We start from the raw sequence: 18,251 nt of genomic DNA, 5'->3' as shown, positions 1-18,251 counted from the left end.
GAGAGCCACCCCCACACCATAGACGGGGCGCTCCGGGCCTACGAGGAGAATGCGTCCTTTGCGGTACACAATGGGCGCATGTCCCCCTTCGGCCGCACCGCCACCGATTCACCCCTCACCCAGGCGTGCCCGTGCGGCAGCGGGCGACGCTATGCGCTGTGCTGCCACCGGCTGCACCGCGGCGGCGCCCTGGCCGAGACCCCGGAGGAGCTGATGCGCAGTCGCTACGCGGCGTACGCCCTCGGCGACTGGGACTACATCTTCCGCACCTGGCACCCGGGCACCCGTCCCGACGACCTGGGCGTGGCCGCCCCCGACTCTCGGCTGACGTGGACCGGGCTGGAGATCGAAGGCTCCGGGCTCGATGACGACACCCACGGCTGGGTGGCGTTCCGGGCGTCCTACCAGGCACCGTCGGGCGACGGGGTGCTCGCCGAGCACAGCCGGTTCGAGGTGCGTGGCGGGCGGTGGCTCTATGTGGACGGCGAGATCGCGAGTCAATGACCAAACGCAAGCATTCGCGTGAGTTTGGGGCAGACAGTGGAGAAACTGTTGCCGATATGTGGACGCGACCGGGTCTGGCACGTCAGACTCTGACAGGTGACCACTGACGCGACCGAGGACCTGACCGGTCTCGAGCCATCGGCGCGCTCGCTCTTGGACGCGGTCATCGCGATGTCGAGCGAGCTCGACCTGAGTGCCATGCTCGAGAGAATCACCCGCTCCGCCTGCGAGCTGACCGGCGCGAGCTACGGCGCCCTCGGCGTTCTCGGCCTCGACGGTGACCTGCAGGACCTGATCACCTACGGCCACCAGCAGGAGCCGACGCTGCAGGTCGTGGGCAGGAGCCGTGGCCGCCGGGCCCGCCTCGATGTCGATGTGGATGCCGAGGTGGATGCGGACGTCGATCTGGACGCCGAGCCGGCATCGACGACACGGCCCCGGGGCATCACCGCCCCCGAGGCGCTCCGAATGCTCACGCCCCGTACGCCCGACGGCGGCAGCCACGCGCTGCGCACGGGCGACCCCGGCAAGCGCAAGTTCATCGAGGTGCCGCTACGCATCGACGACCGCGACTTCGGCCACCTGCTCCTGTCCGAGAAGGTCGGTGGTGCCGACTTCACCAGCCACGACGAGCAGCTCGTCGTCGCCCTGGCCCGCGCCGCCGGCGCCCAGATCGACAAGGTGCGCGAGCTCGAGCTCAGCGAGCAGCGCCGCAGGTGGCTCGAGGCGAGCGCCGCGCTCAGCCGCGCCCTGACCCCGCCGCTGGACCACCTGGTCGCGCTCGAGCGGATGTGCGAGACCGCGCTGCCGCTGATGCGCGCGATCGGCGTCGGTGCCGGCACCCGCATCGAGCACGGTCTCGTCTCCGGCCTCGCCGCCGCGCCCGGCCAGGAGGAGCGGGTCCGGGCTGTGACCGAGAAGGTCCCGCTCCTGATCGACCGTCGCATCGTCGAGCCGCTCGACCTCGAGGTCGACGGGCTCTACGTCGTGGTCGCTCCGGTGCGCTCCTCGCTCGCCGGCCGCGGCGCGCTGCTGGCGATCTACGACAACGCCGGCGCCGCCCACGACGAGCACGAGCGCGAGCTCTTCTTCGGCTTCGCCGGCCAGGCCGCCCTCGCCCTGGACCGCCTGCGCGCGGTCGAGGACCGCGCCGACCTCGCCGTCATCACCGACCGTGACCGGATCGCCCGCGACCTGCACGACGTGGTCATCCAGCGGCTCTTCGCGATCGGGCTCCAGCTCGAGACCCTGGGCCGCAACCCGCAGCGGGTCGAGGACCTGCCCAAGCGGCTCTCGGAGCAGGTCGACGCGCTGGACCAGACCATCAAGGACGTACGCGGCTCCATCTTCGACCTCAGCAACCACGACGCCTCCTCGCTGCGCGCACAGGTGCGCGAGGTCGTCCGTGAGTACGCAGGCGTCATGGACTTCACCCCGGAGATCAAGATCACCGGACCGGTCGACACCGCGGTGCCCGACTCGGTCCGCAACCACCTGCTGCCGGTCCTGCGCGAGGCGGTCTCCAACCTCGCCCGGCACGCCCAGGCCCACAGCGCCCAGATCGAGCTGACCCTTCAGGACGACGAGGTCAAGCTGGTCGTACGCGACGACGGCGGCGGTGTCCCCGAGGAGGCCGAGGAGAGCGGGCTGAAGAACGCCCGCTGTCGCGCGGTCCAGCTCGGCGGACAGCTCGAGATCGGCCCCCGCTCCCCCAGCGGCACCGAGCTCGTCTGGCAGGTGCCGATCACCGCTGGGGTCTGAGGTCTTCCTGGCTTCCTACTGGCCCCGGCGGGGCTGGAGGAGCTCCTTGGCCATCAAGGCCGCCTGGGTGCGCCGCTGCACGCCGAGCTTGGCCAGGATGCTGGAGACGTAGTTCTTCACCGTCTTCTCGGCCAGGAACATCCGGCCGGCGATCTCACGGTTGGTCAGGCCCTCGCCGATGAGCGCGAGCAGGCGCTTCTCCTGGGGCGTGAGCGCCTGCACCTGCGGCGACTCGCCATCGGGGTTGCGCATCTTCTCCATGACCTTCGCGGTCATCAGCGGGTCGAGCAGCGAGCCGCCGCCGGAGACGGTGCGGATCGCCTCGACCAGGTCGTTGCCGCGGATGTCCTTGAGGACGTACCCCTTCGCCCCGGCCATGATCGCCGAGAAGAGCGCCTCGTCATCGTCATAGGAGGTCAGGATGAGCGCGAGCATGTCGGGGTAGGCCGCACGGACCTCACGGCACACCTCGATGCCCGAGCCGTCGGGCAGGCGGGCGTCGAGCACGCACACGTCCGGCTGGATACGGTCGATGTCCTCGCGCGCCTGGGCGGCGGTGCCACCCTGGCCGACGACGGCGATGTCGTCATGACTGTCGAGCAGCGTCGTCAACCCTTGGCGCACGACCTCATGGTCGTCGAGCAGGTAGACCCGGATCGTCCTCGTCTCGGTCAACACCGTCTCACTTCCCCCATTCGTTGAAGGGAGACCACGGTATCGGTCAGCCCCAGTCCGGTCGATGTGTGAGTCATCCACAGTACGGTTTTCGTGCCGCCATGCGGACCAGGCTCGGCGCCGGGCTCCGTGCCCGACTCTGCGCCAGCTGTCGAGCCATCCTCCCGCGCGAGCACCTCACGCGCCAGCGACGCGGCGGTCGCGGTGTCCAGATGAGCCAAAGGTTCATCCAGAACCAGGACCTTGTGCCCGGCCAGCAGCGACCTCGCCACCGCCAGCCTGGCCCGTTCCCCTCCGGAGACCTCCGCGGCGCCGTCGCCGAGCCTGGTCAACATCCCGGCGGGGAGGGCGTCGAGCCAGTCGCCGAGGTGGGCGCGCCGGATGGCCTGCTCCACCTCGTCGTCGGTGGCTCCGGGCCGCGCGAGACGGACGTTCTCGACGAGGCTGGAGGAGAAGACGTGCGGGTCGTCGTCGACCAGACCCACGATCCTGCGTACGTCCTGTGGGTCCAGGTCACGGGTCGACCGGCCGCCGAGCGTGATCGTGCCGGTGTCCGGGTCCAGGAAGCGCAGCAGCAGCGCGGCCAGCGTGCTCTTCCCGGAGCCGGAGGGTCCGACGATGCCAATCCGCGCGCCCGGCTCGACATGCAGGTCGGGCAGCTCCACGCCGTGGCCACCGGGGTGGGCGGTGACGCCGGTGATCGTGATCGTGGTGTCGTCGGTGGGCTGCTCCGGGTGCTCGGGGGCGACGACCGCCGGGCGGCGCCCGGTGAGATCGTCGAGACGCCGCCGTGCGGCACGGGTACGGGCGCGAGCCGCGCCGGCGTCGGCGAGCGTCGCCGCCGGTTCGGCGAGTGCCAGCGGGATCAGGGTGAGGAGCGCGAGCATCGGGCCGTCGCCGACGGTGGTGTAGGCGGCGGTCGCGGCGACCGCCGCGCCGGCGGTGATCAGCACGACGGCCTTGGCCGCGGACGAGGCGGCCGCCGCGGTCGTGGTCGCTCTGGTGGCGGTGCGGGCGAGGCCGTCGAGGGCCGTCAGCACCGGCTCGCCCGCCTGCCACATCCGGCGCTCGGTCGCCGTCTGGGTCGCCTCGACCACCTGCTCGGACACCGTCGCGCGCACCGTGACCGAGATGCGCTCGGCGCGTGCTGCACCGGCGTACGCGATCCCGAAGGCGGCGCCCGCCGCCAGCACCGTGGCCGTGGTGAAGGCGGCGGCGACCGGGTCGATGAGCGCGGTCGCCGCGACCGCGAGAGCGGCCACGACGGCGTAATCCCGGATCGGCAGCCGCACCCGCAGCTCCTGGTCGAGCACCGCGTCGACGTCGTCCACGACGCTGGCCAGCACGTCTCCCCTTCTGCCCGGGAGCGCGCCCGGCACCAGCGGCACCAGCGCGTCGTAGATCTCCACCCGCCGCCTGGCCAGCAGCCGCAGCGCACTGTCGTGCGACCACAACCGCTCCAGGTAGCGCAGCACCGGACGCGCGATCCCGAACGTACGCACCCCCACCATCGCCGCCACCAGCGTCATGATCACCGGGTGGTAGGACGCCTTGATGATCAGCCATCCCGCCAGCGCCGTCAGCGCCACCCCCGACGCCCAGCTCAGCCCGCCGACCACCGCCGAGCCCCACAACGCCACCCGTGCCGAAGCGTCAGCCCCGTCGGGCGAGGCGTCAGCCCCGTCGGCCGAAGCGTCAGCCCCGCCGGGCGAAGCGTCAGCCCCGCCGGGCGAAGCGTCAGCCCCGTCGGCCGAAGCGTCAGCCCCGCCGGGCGAAGCGTCAGGTACGTCGGGCGAAGCGTCAGGTACGTCGGCCGAAGCGTCAGGTACGTCGGCCGAGATGTCAACGGATGCCGTCTCGACCGACCGGAGCGACGCCTCGGCCGACGCAGGTGACGTCTCGCCCGACCGGAGCGACGCCTCGGCCGACGCGGGTGACGCCTCGGCAGAGAGGGTGATGACTTGGTCGGCGATGTCGATGAGCGCCGGACGGTGGGCGACGAGGACGACGGCGCGATCGCGGGCGAGGTCGGTGACGGTGTCGGCGATGATCCGCTCGGTATCGGGATCGAGATGGGCGGTCGGCTCGTCGAGGAGGACCCAGGGGCGATCGGAGAGTACGACGCGGGCCAGGGCCAGCCGGGCTCGTTCACCGGCCGAGAGGGAGCGGCCGTCCTCGGCCAGGTCGGCGCCGAGACCGCCGGGGAGGTCGGCGATCCGGTCGGCCAGCGCGACCCGCTTCAGCACCTGCCACAGGTCGCTCTCGGTCGCCCGCGGCGACCCCAGCCGTAGGTTGTCGGCGATCGTCCCGCTGACGAACACCGGACGCTGAGGAAGATAGCTGAACCGCTGCCTCCACTCATCGCCCGCCGCCGGCGTCTGCCCCTCGAGCTCCACGGCACCTTCGTACGTCTCCTGCAGGCCTGCGATCGTCGCCAGCAACGTCGACTTCCCGCAGCCGCTCGGGCCCACGATCGCGGTGATCCCCAGCTCCGGGATCGTCGCCGACACCGGCGCCAATGCCGGCCGCTCCCGATCCGGGTAAGTCACTCCGACCTCCCGAAGAGAGATGCCGAGACGTCGCTCCCGTCGATCGAGTTGGCAGTCGGTGCCGTCTCGACCGACGCCCGTGACGTCTCGGCCGACGGGGGTGACGTCTCGGGAGAGGTCGGCGGTGGCCTCGAGCGTGGCCGTACCCTCGGCGGCGGCGTGGAACTCGGTGCCGACACGACGCAGCGGCCAGTAGGCCTCGGGAGCGAGCAGCAGGACCACGAGAGCCGTCTGCAGGTCGACGGAGCCGGCGGCGAGCCGGACCCCGATGATGACCGCCACCAGGGCGACGGAGATGGTGGCGACGAGCTCGAGCACGGCCGAGGAGGCGAACGCGATCTTCAGGGTCTCGAGGGTGCGGCGGCGGTAGCGGTCGGTGATCGTGGCGATGACCCGCGACTGCGCCCGAGCTCGACCGAAGGCGATTAGGGTCGGCAGACCCTTCATCACGTCGAGGAAGTGGCCGGCCAGCGCCGACATCGCCCGCCACTGGCCGGCGGCCTGGTCCCGCGTGGCCAGGCCGACCAGCACCCCGAAGATCGGGATCAGCGGCAGCGTGAGGCCGACGATGAGGCCGCTGAGCGGGTCGGTCCAGGCGATCACCGCGAGCACCATGACGGGCAGCACGCACGCCAGCACCAGCGCCGGTACGTAGCGCGTCAGATAGGGCTCGGCGGCCGAGACGCCGCGGGTGGCCAGGGCCGACAACGAGCCCGAGCGGCCCGCCCGGCCACGCAGGATCGCGCCGACCACCCGGCGCCGCAGGTCCGCCCCGACGACCCCTGCCGCCCGGGCCCCGGCCACGTCGGAGACCACCCCGACCACGGCGCGCCCGGCGAAGACGGCCACGACCGCCAGGGCCCAGCCGCTCACCGACCCGGTGCCGCGGATCGCGGAGATGAGCAGGCCGGTGACGGCGTACGTCTGCGCGATCAGCAGCACCGCGCCCAGCACGCCGACCGCCACCACGACGGCCAGCGGCCGCCGGGCTACCGACAGCTGGGCTCGCAGTCGCGGGTCGTTCGGTCGCATCTCAATGGGCGGCGGGGATGTGATGGATCGAGATCCGCTTGCGGAAGATCCAGTACGTCCAGGCCTGGTAGCCGACCACGATCGGCGTGAACACCGCCGCGACGATGGTCATCAGCTTCAGCGTGTAGGGCGTCGCCGCGGCGTTCGTCGTGGTCAGCGAGTTCGCGACGTCGGTGCTCGAGGGCATCACGTCGGGGAAGAGCCCGACGAAGAGCCCGGCCACGGCCAGCCCGATCGCGAGGAAGGTGCCGGCGAAGGCGCGCCCCTCACGACCGGCGTACGCAGCCGCCAGCCCGCCCACGAGCGCGGCCGCCGCGAGGACGAAGATGACCGCGGTCCCGAGGTTGCCGGTCAGCGCCTGCGTCCAGATCAGGAACACCACGGCGAGCACCGCCGCGACGGCCCCGACCTTGAGCGCCAGCGCGCGAGCCCGGCCGCGGATCTCGCCGTCGGTCTTGAGCGCGATGAACAGCGCACCGTGGGTCACGAACAGCGACAGCGTGACGAGCCCGCCGAGGAGGCCGTACGGGTTGAGCAGCGTCAGCACCGTGCCGGTGAACTCGAAGTCGGCGTCGATCGGCACCCCGCGCACGATGTTGGCGAAGGCCACACCCCACAGGAACGCCGGCACGTAGGACCCGAAGATCACCGCGCGGTCCCACCAGCCGGCCCAGGTGACCGAGGGCCGCTGGTGGCGGTACTCGAAGGCGACGCCACGCACGATGAGCGCGATCAGGATGAGGAACAGCGGCAGGTAGAAGCCGGAGAACAAGGTGGCGTACCACTCCGGGAAGGCCGCGAACGTCGCGCCACCCGCGGTCAGCAGCCAGACCTCGTTGCCGTCCCATACCGGGCCGATCGTGTTGATCATGACGCGCCGCTCGCGGTCGTCACGGGCCAGCACCGGCAGCAGCATCCCGACGCCGAAGTCGAAGCCCTCCAGGACGAAGTAGCCGATCCACAGCACCGCGATGAGGCAGAACCAGACAGTCGTGAGTTCCATCAGTCGCTCCTCAGTACGCGAAGTTCATCGGCTCGTCGGCATCCGATTCGGAGCCGCGCAGGGACGGTGAAGGTGGCTCGACGAACGGGTCCGGCCCCTTCTTCACGTACTTGACGAGCAGCCCGACCTCGACCACCGCGAGCACGGCGTACAGCAGCGTGAACCCGATCAGCGACATCCACACCTCCCAGGGCACGACCCCGGGCGAGACACCGTTGGCCGTGGTCAGCACCCCGAAGACCACCCACGGTTGGCGACCCATCTCGGTGAAGATCCAGCCCATCGAGTTGCCCAGCAGCACCATCACCGGCGCCGAGATCGCCAGGGCGGGCAGGAAGCGCCCGACCAACCCCGAAGGCGTACGCCCCCGGCGGGTCAGCCACAGGACCGCCAGCCCGATCAGGCTCCCGACGACACCCAGACCCATCATCCAGCGGAAGGTCCAGTAGGTGACCGGGATGTTGGGGGTGTAGTCGCCGGGTGAGTAGTAGGTCGCGCCCGGCGTCGACCCGTACGTCTCGCGGTACTTCTCCTGCAGGTCGTAGATGCCCTCGACCTTGCCGTCGAAGGTGCCGGTGCCGAGGAAGGAGAGCACGCAGGGGACCTCGAGGGCCCACTTCTCGTGCTTCCCGTCGCGGGTGCCGATGGTCAGGATCGAGAACGGCGCGCACGAGTCCGAGGTCTCCCACAGCGCCTCCGCGGCCGCCATCTTCATCGGCTGCACCTCGGTCATGATCTTGCCCTGGATGTCACCCGAGACCGCGACTCCGATGCCGGAGAAGACCATGATCCAGGCCGCCAGCACCATCCCGCGCCGGTGCATCGGGCGGTCGGCGTTGTTCTCGCCGGGCCGGCGCAGGTAGAGCCAGCCCAGGATGCCGATCATGAACGCGGCCGAGGTCAGGTAGGCGGCGAGGATGACGTGCGGGAACGTGCCCAGCTGCACCTTGTTGAACATCACCGCCCAGAAGTCGGTGAGCTCGGCGCGGCCGGTGACCTCGTTGAACTTGTAGCCGACCGGGTGCTGCATCCAGGAGTTGGCCGCCAGGATGAACCACGACGACGCCAGGGTGCCGAGGTGGACGATCCACATGCATGCGTTGTGCAATGCCCGCGGCAGCTTGTCCCAGCCGAAGATCCACAGGCCGAGGAAGGTCGACTCCAGGAAGAAGGCCAGCAGGGCCTCGATCGCCAGCGGCGCCCCGAAGACGTCCCCCACGAAGCGGGAGTAGTCCGACCAGGTCATCCCGAACTGGAACTCCTGCACGATCCCGGTGACCACACCGAGCGCGAAGTTGATCAGGAAGAGCTTCGCGAAGAACTTCGTCAGCCGCAGCCACTCAGGGTTCTTCGTACGCAGCCAGATCGTCTCCAGCACGGCGACGAGCATGGTGAGTCCCACCGTGAGCGGGACGAACAGGAAGTGGTAGACGGTCACGATGCCGAACTGCCACCTGGCTAACTCCAGGACGCTGTCCACGTCAGCCACTATGACACTGCTGCCGCACGCACCTCAGCACCCCCTCCGCAGGGGGTACGTTTCTTGTGAGCCACCGCACCTCGACCGATTGCGGGCACAACGAAACCGGCCGCCCTGGGCTCGAGGTCACGACCGCGGGGGGATGATCGCGACCTCGAGTCCGGGACGGCCGGGCTCTTTGGTCCTGGTGCCACCAGGGCCGCATACAGATGGGGGAGCTGATGCGGCAGCCTGGTGTCACTCAGTGGTGCAGGCCGAGGAGAACCTCAGCCCGTGAGATCACTATCTCACCATCTGCGCCCAGACGTTGCGGTCTCGGACGGACTGTTTACGTACTGTAAACAGGTAACCTGCGTATCAGTTGACCTAATACGCGGGCGATACAGCGTCCCCACAGAAAATCCGGTATGCATTTGGATGTACCTTGAGGTGGGGGGTGAGCATGTCGGATCGCGAAGGTGTCCTCGCGAGGGTCGTCGACGAGGTCATCGACTACGTCGGCGCGGGCCTGAGCGTCCATCTGGTGGGGCCCCGCGGATCCGGCCGCAGCGAGCTCTGCTCCCTGGTCGCCGGCCGGCTCGAGGACGAAGGCCGATCCGTGCTCCAGATCAGCGGCCACCGCGCCTGGCAGAACGAGCCGTTCGCCGCACTGACCGCCGCGGGCATCGGCAGCGCGACGCCCACCGGTCCTCGTCGGACCGTCGGGGAGATGACCACGGCGCTGAGCAAGCAGCTCGGCAACGGCACCGTCCTGGTGGTCGACGACGCCGACGCGCTCGACACCTACTCGGTCGGAGCGCTCCGCAACATCCATCGCCAACGACGTCTCCTGGCCGTGACCAGCAGCCGCCACCAGCACCCCGTCGCAGAGAACACGCTGATGCTCGGCATCGCCCCTTCGGTCCAGGTGCGCTCCCCCGCACTCGAGGTCGACGAGGTGCACGAGGTCTGCCGCACGATCCTCGGCGGCCCGGTGGAGGCCGGCTCCCTGGCCCGGATCGCGATGGCGACCGGCGGACTCCTCGGCCTGGTCCGGGCCATCGCCACCGTCGGGCCGCGGGCAGGGGTGCTGGAGCAGCTCGACGGGCTGTGGCGGCTGCCGCGGCGTACGGGCTGGGCTCCTGAGCTGGCCTCGGCCGTCGAGCCGCTGGTCGCCGGGCTCGACCAGGGCGCGTGGGACGGCGCGACCGCGCTCGCGGTGACAGGCCCGGTGCCGCTGGACGAGGCCGAGAAGATGCTCGAGCGCAACGTGCTCGACGCGCTCTTTGCCCACGGCCTGGCGCGGCACAGCGAGGACGGCCCGGGCAGCGGCGTCGTGGGCCTCTACCCGCCGCTCATCGGCGACTACCTGATCACCGAGGGCTCGGCGTTCGGCCTGGTGATCGCCCGCAACCACCTCGCCGCCGAGCAGCCGCTCCTCGACTACGCCAACCACCGGCCCCGCGGCGCCGATGCCGCGCTGCTCCACCAGCGCTCGCTGCGCCAGATGGCCGACGAGGTCGCCCGCGCGCGCCGCTCCTGGACCGAGCTGCCCTCGGCCGAGACGGCGCTGCCGCTGCTGGTCGCGCTCCGCAACACGGCCGCGCCCCGTGACCAGATCGAGGAGGTCGAACGGCGTACGCCGTTGACCGACGCCCAGGAGTCGGCCTGGATGCTGGCCTGGTTCGCCACCTGGAAGGCGGTCGAGCTGGGCGACCTCGACGCCGCCAAGGCCGTGCTCGACGACGGGCTGAGGCGCCTGCCCACCTTCGCCGCGACGCTCGAGGCCTCCCGCGCCCATCTGCAGTTCCAGACGGAGTACGTCCCGGAGGTGCCCACGGTCGAGCCCGACCCGCGCGACACGGTCGGCCCCGAGATGCTCGGGGTCGTCGCCGCCGAACGCCTCCTGGCCGCCGGGATGGTCGAGCAGGCGCGCAACCTGCTGGAGAGCCAGCATCCTCAGAACCCGCAACCCGCCGGGCTGCACGCCTTCCTCATCGGGCTCGCCGACATGCTCGGTGGTGACCTCGAACGCGGCATCGACTTCGCCCGCGAGCAGCTCGAGGCGGCCAACCAGAGCTCGAGCGCCATGCTCATCCAGGCTCACGCCTATCTCTGCGTGCTCGGTCTGAGCATCGCCGGCCGGCTGACCGAGGCGAGCCAGGCGGCGTTCCAGAGCCTCTCCTCCTCGAGCGTCGCGGCCTACCGCGACGTCGCCCACACCGGCATCCTGACCCTCGGCGCCGAGATCGCGATGGCGCAGGGCCGCCCGGAGTACGCCCGCAGCCTCGCCTCCCAGATAGGCGGTGCGAAGGTGGCCTTCGGGCCGTGGCCCGGGATGGTGGCCAGCATCATGGCACCTGCCAGCGGCCGGATGCCGAGCCTCAAGGAGCTGTGCGAGCTCGTCGGCCAGCGGCTCGACGCCGGCTACGTCACCGGCGGCATCTTCCTCGCCGTCGAGGCGGTCGAGCGCGGCGCCAACGAGAACAAGCACATCACCCGCGCCGCGAGTCTCGCGACCGGCACCGAGAGCCCGCTGCTGCAGGGCATGGGGGCGTACGCGGCGACCACCGCGGCCGGCGACATCGACGGCCTCCGCGAGGCGATCGTGAAGCTCGCCGACGCCGGCGCCCTCGTGTTCGTGACCCGGGCGGCGATCTCGCTGGCGATCCTCCAGCGCGAGGCCGGTGATCTGGCCGGCGCCGCCGAAACGCTCGACACCGCCTGGGAGCGCTCGGAGATCTCCGGCAACCGGGCCGGCTTGTTCCGGCGCGCGGCAGTCCACATCGGGCTCTCCGGGCGGGAGAGCGAGGTGCTCCGGCTGCTTCCGGAGGGCCCCACCACCGCGTCGCTGGCCGCCGACCTGGAGATGAGCACCCGCACCGTCGAGACCCACCTGCACAACATCAGCCGCAAGACCGGGGTCTCCGGACGTGAGGACCTCGCCCGGGTGGCCGACACCTGGCTGCGGCCGGCGCCGAACGGTGACTACTCAGCCGGCGTCAGGCACTTCACCAGCGGCTCGTAGAGCTCCTTGCTGGCCTTCTGGTCGGCCTCCGAGAGATCCTGCGGGCTGATCTTGGAGACGTCCTCGGCCTCGACCAGAAGGCGTACCGCCTCGTCGGAGAGGTCCGAGTCGTAGTAGGTCTTCGCCAGGCAGGTCGCCTGCTTCTCGCTCACCTGGTCGCCGCTGCTCTGGGTGATCTGACCCTCGATGTCAGCGACGCTCGGGCGATCGCCGCCGCCACCGCTGCCCTCGCCACCACCGCAGGCGGTCAGCGAGAACGGCGTGATCAGGATGGCCGCGGCGAGGGCCGAGCGGCGATACCGACCGCCTCGGGCTCCGCTTCGGCGGGTGTGGGGGTACGCGATCATGACCACGCATCATGGCGTACGCCACCCTCCCCGGCCAGGGGAGGGTGGCGGCGATCTCAGGAGCTGGTGAGGAAGAAGAGCAGGTCCTGGCGGGTGAGGACACCGACGGGCTTGCCGTCCTCGTGGACCAGCAGCGCGTCGGAGGAGCCCAGGGTGTGGGCCGCGTCGTGCGCGTCGGCGCCGGAGCCGATCGAGGGCAGCGGCGGGGACATGTGCTCCTCGACGGAGTCGGTGAGCTTCGCCTTGCCGGTGAACAGCGCCTCCAGCAGGGTCCGCTCCGAGACCGAGCCCGCGACCTCGGCGGCCACGATCGGCGGCTCGGCGCGCACGACAGGCATCTGCGAGACGCCGTACTCCTGCAGGATGTGGACCGCCTCGGCGATCGTCTCGCCGGGGTGGGTGTGGACCAGGTCGGGCAGCCGGCCGGACTTGCCGCGCAGCACGTCGCCGACGGTCTGCTTGCCCGCCTCGCCGGTCGCGAAGCCGTACTGTGCCAGCCACTCGTCGTTGAACACCTTGGTCAGGTAGCCGCGCCCGGAGTCGGGCAGCAGCACGACGATCACGGCGTTCTGGCCCTCCGGCGTGCCGGCCAGCTCCTCGGCGAGCTGCTTGGCGGCGTACGCAGCCATGCCGGCGCTGCCGCCGACGAGCAGCTGTTCCTCGCGGGCGAGCCGGCGGGTGTAGGCGAAGGAGTCGGCGTCGGAGACCTCGATGATCCGGTCGGCGACGTCGCGGTCGTACGTCTCCGGCCAGAAGTCCTCACCGACACCCTCGACCAGGTAGGGCCGCCCGGTGCCGCCGGAGTAGACGCTCCCGGCGGGGTCGGCGCCGATCACCTGGACGTCGGGGTTCTGCTCCTTGAGGTAGCGGCCGATCCCGGAGATCGTGCCGCCGGTGCCGACGCCGGCCACGAAGTGGGTGATCTTCCCCTCGGTCTGGCGCCAGATCTCGGGGCCGGTCTCCTCGTAATGGGAGCGCGGGTTGTTGGGGTTGGCGTACTGGTTCGGCTTCCAGGCACCGGGCTGCGAGGCGAGCCGGTCGGAGACGTTGTAGTAGGAGTCAGGGTGCTCCGGCGGCACGGCCGTGGGCGCGACGACGACCTCGGCGCCGTAGGCCTTCAGCACGTTGCGCTTGTCCTCGCTGACCTTGTCGGGGCAGACGAAGATGCACTTGTAGCCCTTCTGCTGGGCGACCATCGCAAGGCCGACACCGGTGTTGCCGGAGGTGGGCTCGACGATGGTGCCACCGGGCTTGAGCTCGCCCGAGGCCTCGGCCGCCTCGATCATCCGGGTGGCGATGCGGTCCTTCACGGATCCGCCGGGGTTGAGGTATTCCACCTTGGCCAGAACCAGCGGCCCCTGGCCGGGCTCAGCGGCCCCGGCGCCGTCCAGTGCACGCCCCAGCCGCACGAGCGGAGTGTTGCCGATAAGGTCGAGAAGCGAGTCCACGTACTCCATGGCCACAGCGTATGTCCACTAGGTGAGATCCCCTATATCCCGATACTGAGTGCCCGGTATGAGGGCAAAGACTTTAGAGTGGTCCCCGTGGCGAAGAAGAGTCTGGCGCGCAAGACCGCGTACGCCGGCGGGGGTGTCCTTGCCGCGACGGCCGCGTTCGCCGGGGTCCTCGTCGCGGAAGCGGCCCTCGCCGTGCGGGCGACCCATCAGGTGAAGATGCCGGTGGCCCCCTCCCCGACCGGGTGGTACGGAGCACGTCACCCAGGTCGACCGATCAACATCGCGCTGCTCGGTGACTCGAGCGCGGCGGGCTACGGGATGACCGAGGTCGAGGACACCCCCGGCGCCGTCCTCGCCTCCGGCGTCTCCGAGAAGGCACACCGGCCGGTGCGCCTGCACGACCTCTCCGAGATCGGCGCGAAGTCCTCCGACCTGCACCCGCAGGTCGAGAAGGCGATCGCCGCCGACGCCGACATCGCGGTCATCCTGGTCGGCTCCAACGACGTGATCCGCCGGGTGCGCCCCCGGGTCGCGGTGAGCCACCTCGCCCAGGCCGTCATCCGGCTCCAGGACGCGGGGGTGCGGGTGCTCGTCGGCACCGTCCCCGACCTCAGCACCGCCACCCCGATCCTGCCGCCGCTGCGGTCGATCATGCGGGCCTGGTCGATCCGGATCGCCGCCGGCCAGATCTTCCACGTCATCCGCGCCGGTGGCCACACGGTGTCGCTGGGCGACGTCCTCGGCCCGGCCTTCAAGGCCACCCCGGCGTTCTGGTTCGGCGCCGACCAGTTCCACCCCTCCGCCGCCGGCTACCACGCCCTCGGCGAGGTGCTGGTGCCGCCGACGCTCTCGGTGCTCGGCCTCGTCGGCGACGAGAACGCCATCCTGGAGACCTACAACGGCAAGCAGGTGATGCCGCTCGCGGCCGCCTCCCTCCGCGCCGTCATCCGGCCAGGAACCGAGATCGACCCGGCCCCGCGCCCCCGTGGCCGCGTCGGCCGCAACTGGGCCCGTGCCCGTTCCTTCGAGAACGAGCAGCGCGAGCCCCGCCGCGGCGAGCGCCCCGCCGAGACTCCCCCGGTCGCCGAGTCGCAGCCCGCCCGATAGTCACCGCTGGTCGAGCCCGGCGAGCCGGTGTCGACCAGCGAAAAGAAGGACCGCCCCGCTCCAGTCGGAGCGGGGCGGTCCTGTTGGTCGATCAGTCCTGCTGCAGGATCGCGAGGATGCGGAGCAGGTAGAAGTAGATCATCACCAGGCTCGCGGTCAGCGCGAACGCGGCACGCCACGACTCCCGCTCCTCGAGCTGGTTGGCGACGCCCTGCTCGACGAAGTCGAAGTCGAGGATCAGGCTGAGGACACCGAATGCCAGGCCGGCGATGGAGAACACCAAGCCCATCGCACCCATCCCGAACAGCCCGATGCCCGCACCGAAGATGCCGAGGACGACCTCGAGAAGGACGAGGCCGAGGAAGCCGAAGCCAGCGGCCATCATGAAGGTCCGGAACTTGTTGCCGACCTTGATGTCGAAGAACTTGTACGCCGCCAGGACACCCGCGAACGCCGCGAACGTGCCGAGCACGGCCTGCACGACGATGCCGCCGCCGAACATGGCGTCGAAGGTCTTGCTGATGCCGCCGAGCAGCATCCCCTGGAGCACGGCATAGGCGAGGACCAGACCGGGGCTGACCACTCGCTTGAAGCTGTTGACGAGACCGAGGATCAGGCCGCCGATCGAGCCGATCGCGGTCGCGGCGTACAACGGCCCGAGGTTGGCGCCCGAGGTGATGTCCGGGGTCAGCATCCAGGTGGCGATGGCCGCGAGGACAGTGAGTCCGACCGAGACCGCGGTCTTCTGCACCACCGAGTCGATCGTCATGGGGGCGCCCGTGGTCGGAGCCTGCGGGCCGCCCGTCGACCACTGGCTCGGGTCCTGCCCGTAGCCGGCGTACGAAGCGCCGTTGCCGCCGTAGGTCGCGTTGCCGTAGGCGTTGTGCGACGGCTGCCCGAAGCCCTCTGCCCTACGGAACACCGGGTTGTTGCTCTGCATGGTTTGGTCTCTCCTCGAAAGGCCTGACGAGCGCCGGTCGGCGCCGTGTCGTGGTGCCAGTGTAGGCACGCTATACCTCAATGAACGACGGAGCCTCTGAACTCGTTCCCGGCCTGGAACAATCGGCGAGGAGGCATCGGACACACGTACGAAGCCCGGGTCAGTGCGACCGGACCAGAGACCTGAGCGCGGCCGTGAGCCCGGCCGCCGAGGACGTCGCTGCCGGGTCGATGAGCCACTGCAGCGCAGTGCCGTTGATGATCGCCAGCACGAGCGAACCCAGCTGCCGCCCGGCCTCGTCGACGCTGTCCGGATCGACGCCGAGCAGCATCGCCGCGACGCTGCGCCGCGCGTCCTCGTACGTCTCGGCGAGCTGCTCGCGCACCTCCGGCACGAACTCGGCCTCGGCGAAGGCCTGCACGCTCGCCACGATCGTGGCGCGATGCTGCGCCGATCCCGTCAGAAAGCCGGTGAGGAAGCTCTCCAGCCGGTCGATCGGGTCTCCGCTCGCGGAGGCCACCTCGGCCTGATCGATCGCGGTGCCCCACTCGTCGAAGGACTCCAGGATGGCTGCGTTGAGCAGCGCCTCCTTCGAGCCGAAGTGATACCCGATGGCCGCGAGGTTCGCGCCCGAGGCGGCGGTGATGTCTCGCGCGGTGGTGCGCGAGTAGCCCTTCTCGGCGATGCACTGCTTCGCCCCGGCGAGGAGATCCTGACGCTGACCCATGAGCCTCACCCTAGTCGTTGATTCGTACGTACGTCTTGTACGTATGTATTAGACGTATGTACATTTCGGGCATGACGATCACATCTCCCCCTCGCGCAGCAGCGCGTGACTGGCTCGGCATGACCGTGCTGGTGCTCCCAGCCCTGCTCGCCTCGATGGACCTGTCGGTGCTGTTCATGGCCTCGCCCTGGATCAGCGCCGACCTCGCACCCACCGCCAGCCAGCACCTGTGGATCATGGACATCTACGGCTTCATGATGGCCGGGCTGCTCATCACCATGGGCAGCCTCGGCGACCGCATCGGGCGGCGGCGACTGCTCATGATCGGCGCCGTCGCGTTCGGCACGGCGTCGGTGCTCGCAGCCTTCGCCTCCAGCGCCGAGATGCTCATCGCCGCCCGTGCGCTCCTCGGCCTCGGTGGCGCGACCCTCGCCCCGTCGACGCTGTCGCTCATCCGGGGCATGTTTCTCGACGAGGACCAGCGCCGCACGGCCGTCGGCATCTGGACGGGTGCCTTCACCGGAGGCATCGCCGTCGGGCCGATCGTCGGCGGATTCCTGCTGGAGCACTTCCACTGGGGATCGGTGTTCCTCATCAATGTGCCCGTGATGATCCTGCTGCTCATCGCCGCCCCGATCATCATCAGCGAGTCGCGCGATCCTGACCCGGGCCCGTTCGACCTGCTCGGCTCCGCGCTCTCGCTCGCGGCGGTCCTCCCGGTCATCTACGGCGTGAAGAAGATCGCCGAGAGCGGAGCGGCAGGGGGCTCCGTCGCTGCACTGGTGATCGGCGTCGCCTTCGCGGGAGCTTTCGTCCTCCGGCAGCGAACCGCGGCGCACCCGATGATCGACATCCACCTGTTCGCCCGCCCGGCGTTCAGCGGATCCATCGTCGCCAACGCGATCGTCGTCTTCGCGACTGCCGGCATGGGCCTGCTCGCGGTGACCTTCATGCAGACCGTCCTCGGCCTCACCCCGCTCACGGCCGCGCTCTGGATGCTGCCGACCGTGGCCGGCAGCTTCATCGGCGTCGCGATCGCCTCGATGCTCGCCCGCACCATCCGTCCCGGGACGCTCGTCACGATCGGGCTCCTGATCTCCGCGGTCGGATTCGCCGCGATCAGCCTGGTGAATCCGGGCTCCTCCGTCGGCGCCCTGATCGCTGCGTACACCACCCTGACGCTCGGCGTCGGCATGACAGCCACGATCGTCACCTCGCTCGTGCTCACGACCGCTCCGCCGGAGCGAGCCGGGGCCGCGTCCGCGCTCGCCGAGACCAGCAGCGAGTTCGGCGGAGCCCTCGGCATCGCCGTCCTCGGCACCCTCGCCGGCACCAGCTACCGCAACGCCATGGCCGCGACCCCGGTGCCCGGCGCAGGGGATGCGGGCATACGGGCGGCGGACACGATCGGCGCAGCGGTCTCTGCCGCCCAGGAGCTTCCCCGGGCGATCGCGGAACCACTCCTTCGCCAGGCGTTCGACGCCTACACCGATGGCTTCGCCCTCGCGGCGACCCTCGGCGCGTCCGTTCTGGTCCTCGCCGCGATCGGCGCCGGGATCACTCTTCGCGGAGTCGCCTCCGAGCAGGTGCCGGAGACGTACGAGTAGGCGCGGGGTCGAGCCGCCGCACCGCGGGAGCACCCTTCCGGCGGCAAGTGGTGGG

General features: G+C 70.5%; 13 protein-coding genes. 5 read left to right on the top strand and 8 right to left on the bottom strand.

The features are described 5' to 3' along the window. Positions 1-78 precede the first annotated feature (78 nt). Positions 79-504 carry a YchJ family protein gene (locus ACZ6WN_RS24630; protein ID WP_465868452.1) on the top strand — a complete coding sequence of 142 codons (426 nt, stop codon included), beginning with the start codon at positions 79-81 and terminating at the stop codon, positions 502-504. 96 nt (positions 505-600) lie between these two features. After that, positions 601-2,265 (top strand): sensor histidine kinase, encoded by a 1,665-nt coding sequence (locus ACZ6WN_RS24625; RefSeq protein ID WP_465868451.1) that lies wholly within the window; start codon positions 601-603, stop codon positions 2,263-2,265. 15 nt (positions 2,266-2,280) lie between these two features. On the opposite strand, the gene ACZ6WN_RS24620 is transcribed toward ACZ6WN_RS24625, so the two are convergent. The 4 genes from ACZ6WN_RS24620 to ACZ6WN_RS24605 are packed head-to-tail and all read right to left on the bottom strand — an operon-like array spanning position 2,281 to position 9,004. Beyond that, on the bottom strand, positions 2,281-2,943 hold the full coding sequence (locus ACZ6WN_RS24620; protein ID WP_465868450.1) for a response regulator: 663 nt from the start codon (positions 2,941-2,943) through the stop codon (positions 2,281-2,283). After that, positions 2,937-6,521, bottom strand: a complete 3,585-nt coding sequence (cydD, locus tag ACZ6WN_RS24615; RefSeq protein WP_465868448.1) for a thiol reductant ABC exporter subunit CydD — start codon at positions 6,519-6,521, stop codon at positions 2,937-2,939. The genes ACZ6WN_RS24620 and cydD overlap by 7 nt, the downstream gene beginning before the upstream one ends. A gap of 1 nt (position 6,522) precedes the next feature. Beyond that, entirely contained in the window at positions 6,523-7,524 is a 1,002-nt protein-coding gene (gene cydB / locus ACZ6WN_RS24610) for a cytochrome d ubiquinol oxidase subunit II (protein ID WP_465868447.1), read from the bottom strand. Positions 7,525-7,534: 10 nt separating this feature from the next. After that, the gene (locus tag ACZ6WN_RS24605; RefSeq protein WP_465868445.1) at positions 7,535-9,004 is read right to left on the bottom strand and encodes a cytochrome ubiquinol oxidase subunit I; all 1,470 of its coding nucleotides are present in this window, start codon (positions 9,002-9,004) and stop codon (positions 7,535-7,537) included. A 442-nt stretch (positions 9,005-9,446) separates the two neighbouring features. Here ACZ6WN_RS24605 and ACZ6WN_RS24600 point away from each other — a divergent pair, with 442 nt between their 5' ends. Further along, positions 9,447-12,011: a LuxR C-terminal-related transcriptional regulator gene (locus ACZ6WN_RS24600; protein ID WP_465868443.1), complete on the top strand. Its 2,565-nt coding sequence runs from the start codon at positions 9,447-9,449 to the stop codon at positions 12,009-12,011. Here the strand turns inward: ACZ6WN_RS24600 and ACZ6WN_RS24595 are convergent. Both ACZ6WN_RS24595 and ACZ6WN_RS24590 read right to left on the bottom strand, forming a co-directional pair. Beyond that, complete coding sequence (locus ACZ6WN_RS24595; protein WP_465868441.1) at positions 11,972-12,358, bottom strand: hypothetical protein; 387 nt, start codon at positions 12,356-12,358, stop codon at positions 11,972-11,974. The two genes, ACZ6WN_RS24600 and ACZ6WN_RS24595, sit on opposite strands and share 40 nt — an antisense overlap. A 56-nt stretch (positions 12,359-12,414) precedes the next feature. Further along, positions 12,415-13,815 carry a cystathionine beta-synthase gene (locus ACZ6WN_RS24590; protein WP_465868440.1) on the bottom strand — a complete coding sequence of 467 codons (1,401 nt, stop codon included), beginning with the start codon at positions 13,813-13,815 and terminating at the stop codon, positions 12,415-12,417. An 87-nt stretch (positions 13,816-13,902) separates the two neighbouring features. Between ACZ6WN_RS24590 and ACZ6WN_RS24585 the strand changes: the two genes are divergently transcribed. After that, positions 13,903-14,922, top strand: coding sequence for an SGNH/GDSL hydrolase family protein (locus ACZ6WN_RS24585; protein ID WP_465868438.1), 1,020 nt, complete (start codon positions 13,903-13,905; stop codon positions 14,920-14,922). Between the two features lie 91 nt (positions 14,923-15,013). Here the strand turns inward: ACZ6WN_RS24585 and ACZ6WN_RS24580 are convergent, their stop codons facing one another. Together ACZ6WN_RS24580 and ACZ6WN_RS24575 are read right to left on the bottom strand one after the other, a co-directional pair. Beyond that, positions 15,014-15,862, bottom strand: a complete 849-nt coding sequence (locus ACZ6WN_RS24580) for a Bax inhibitor-1/YccA family protein (RefSeq protein ID WP_465868436.1) — start codon at positions 15,860-15,862, stop codon at positions 15,014-15,016. 160 nt (positions 15,863-16,022) lie between these two features. Then, complete coding sequence (locus tag ACZ6WN_RS24575; RefSeq protein ID WP_465868434.1) at positions 16,023-16,589, bottom strand: TetR/AcrR family transcriptional regulator; 567 nt, start codon at positions 16,587-16,589, stop codon at positions 16,023-16,025. Between the two features lie 71 nt (positions 16,590-16,660). Here ACZ6WN_RS24575 and ACZ6WN_RS24570 point away from each other — a divergent pair, with 71 nt between their 5' ends. Beyond that, entirely contained in the window at positions 16,661-18,196 is a 1,536-nt protein-coding gene (locus tag ACZ6WN_RS24570; protein ID WP_465868432.1) for an MFS transporter, read from the top strand. The last annotated feature ends 55 nt before the right edge of the window (positions 18,197-18,251 follow it).

Source organism: Nocardioides sp. NPDC054178 (assembly GCF_055585005.1).
The sequence above is the reverse complement of the archived record's forward strand: the minus strand, read 5'-3'. Positions and strand labels throughout refer to the sequence as shown.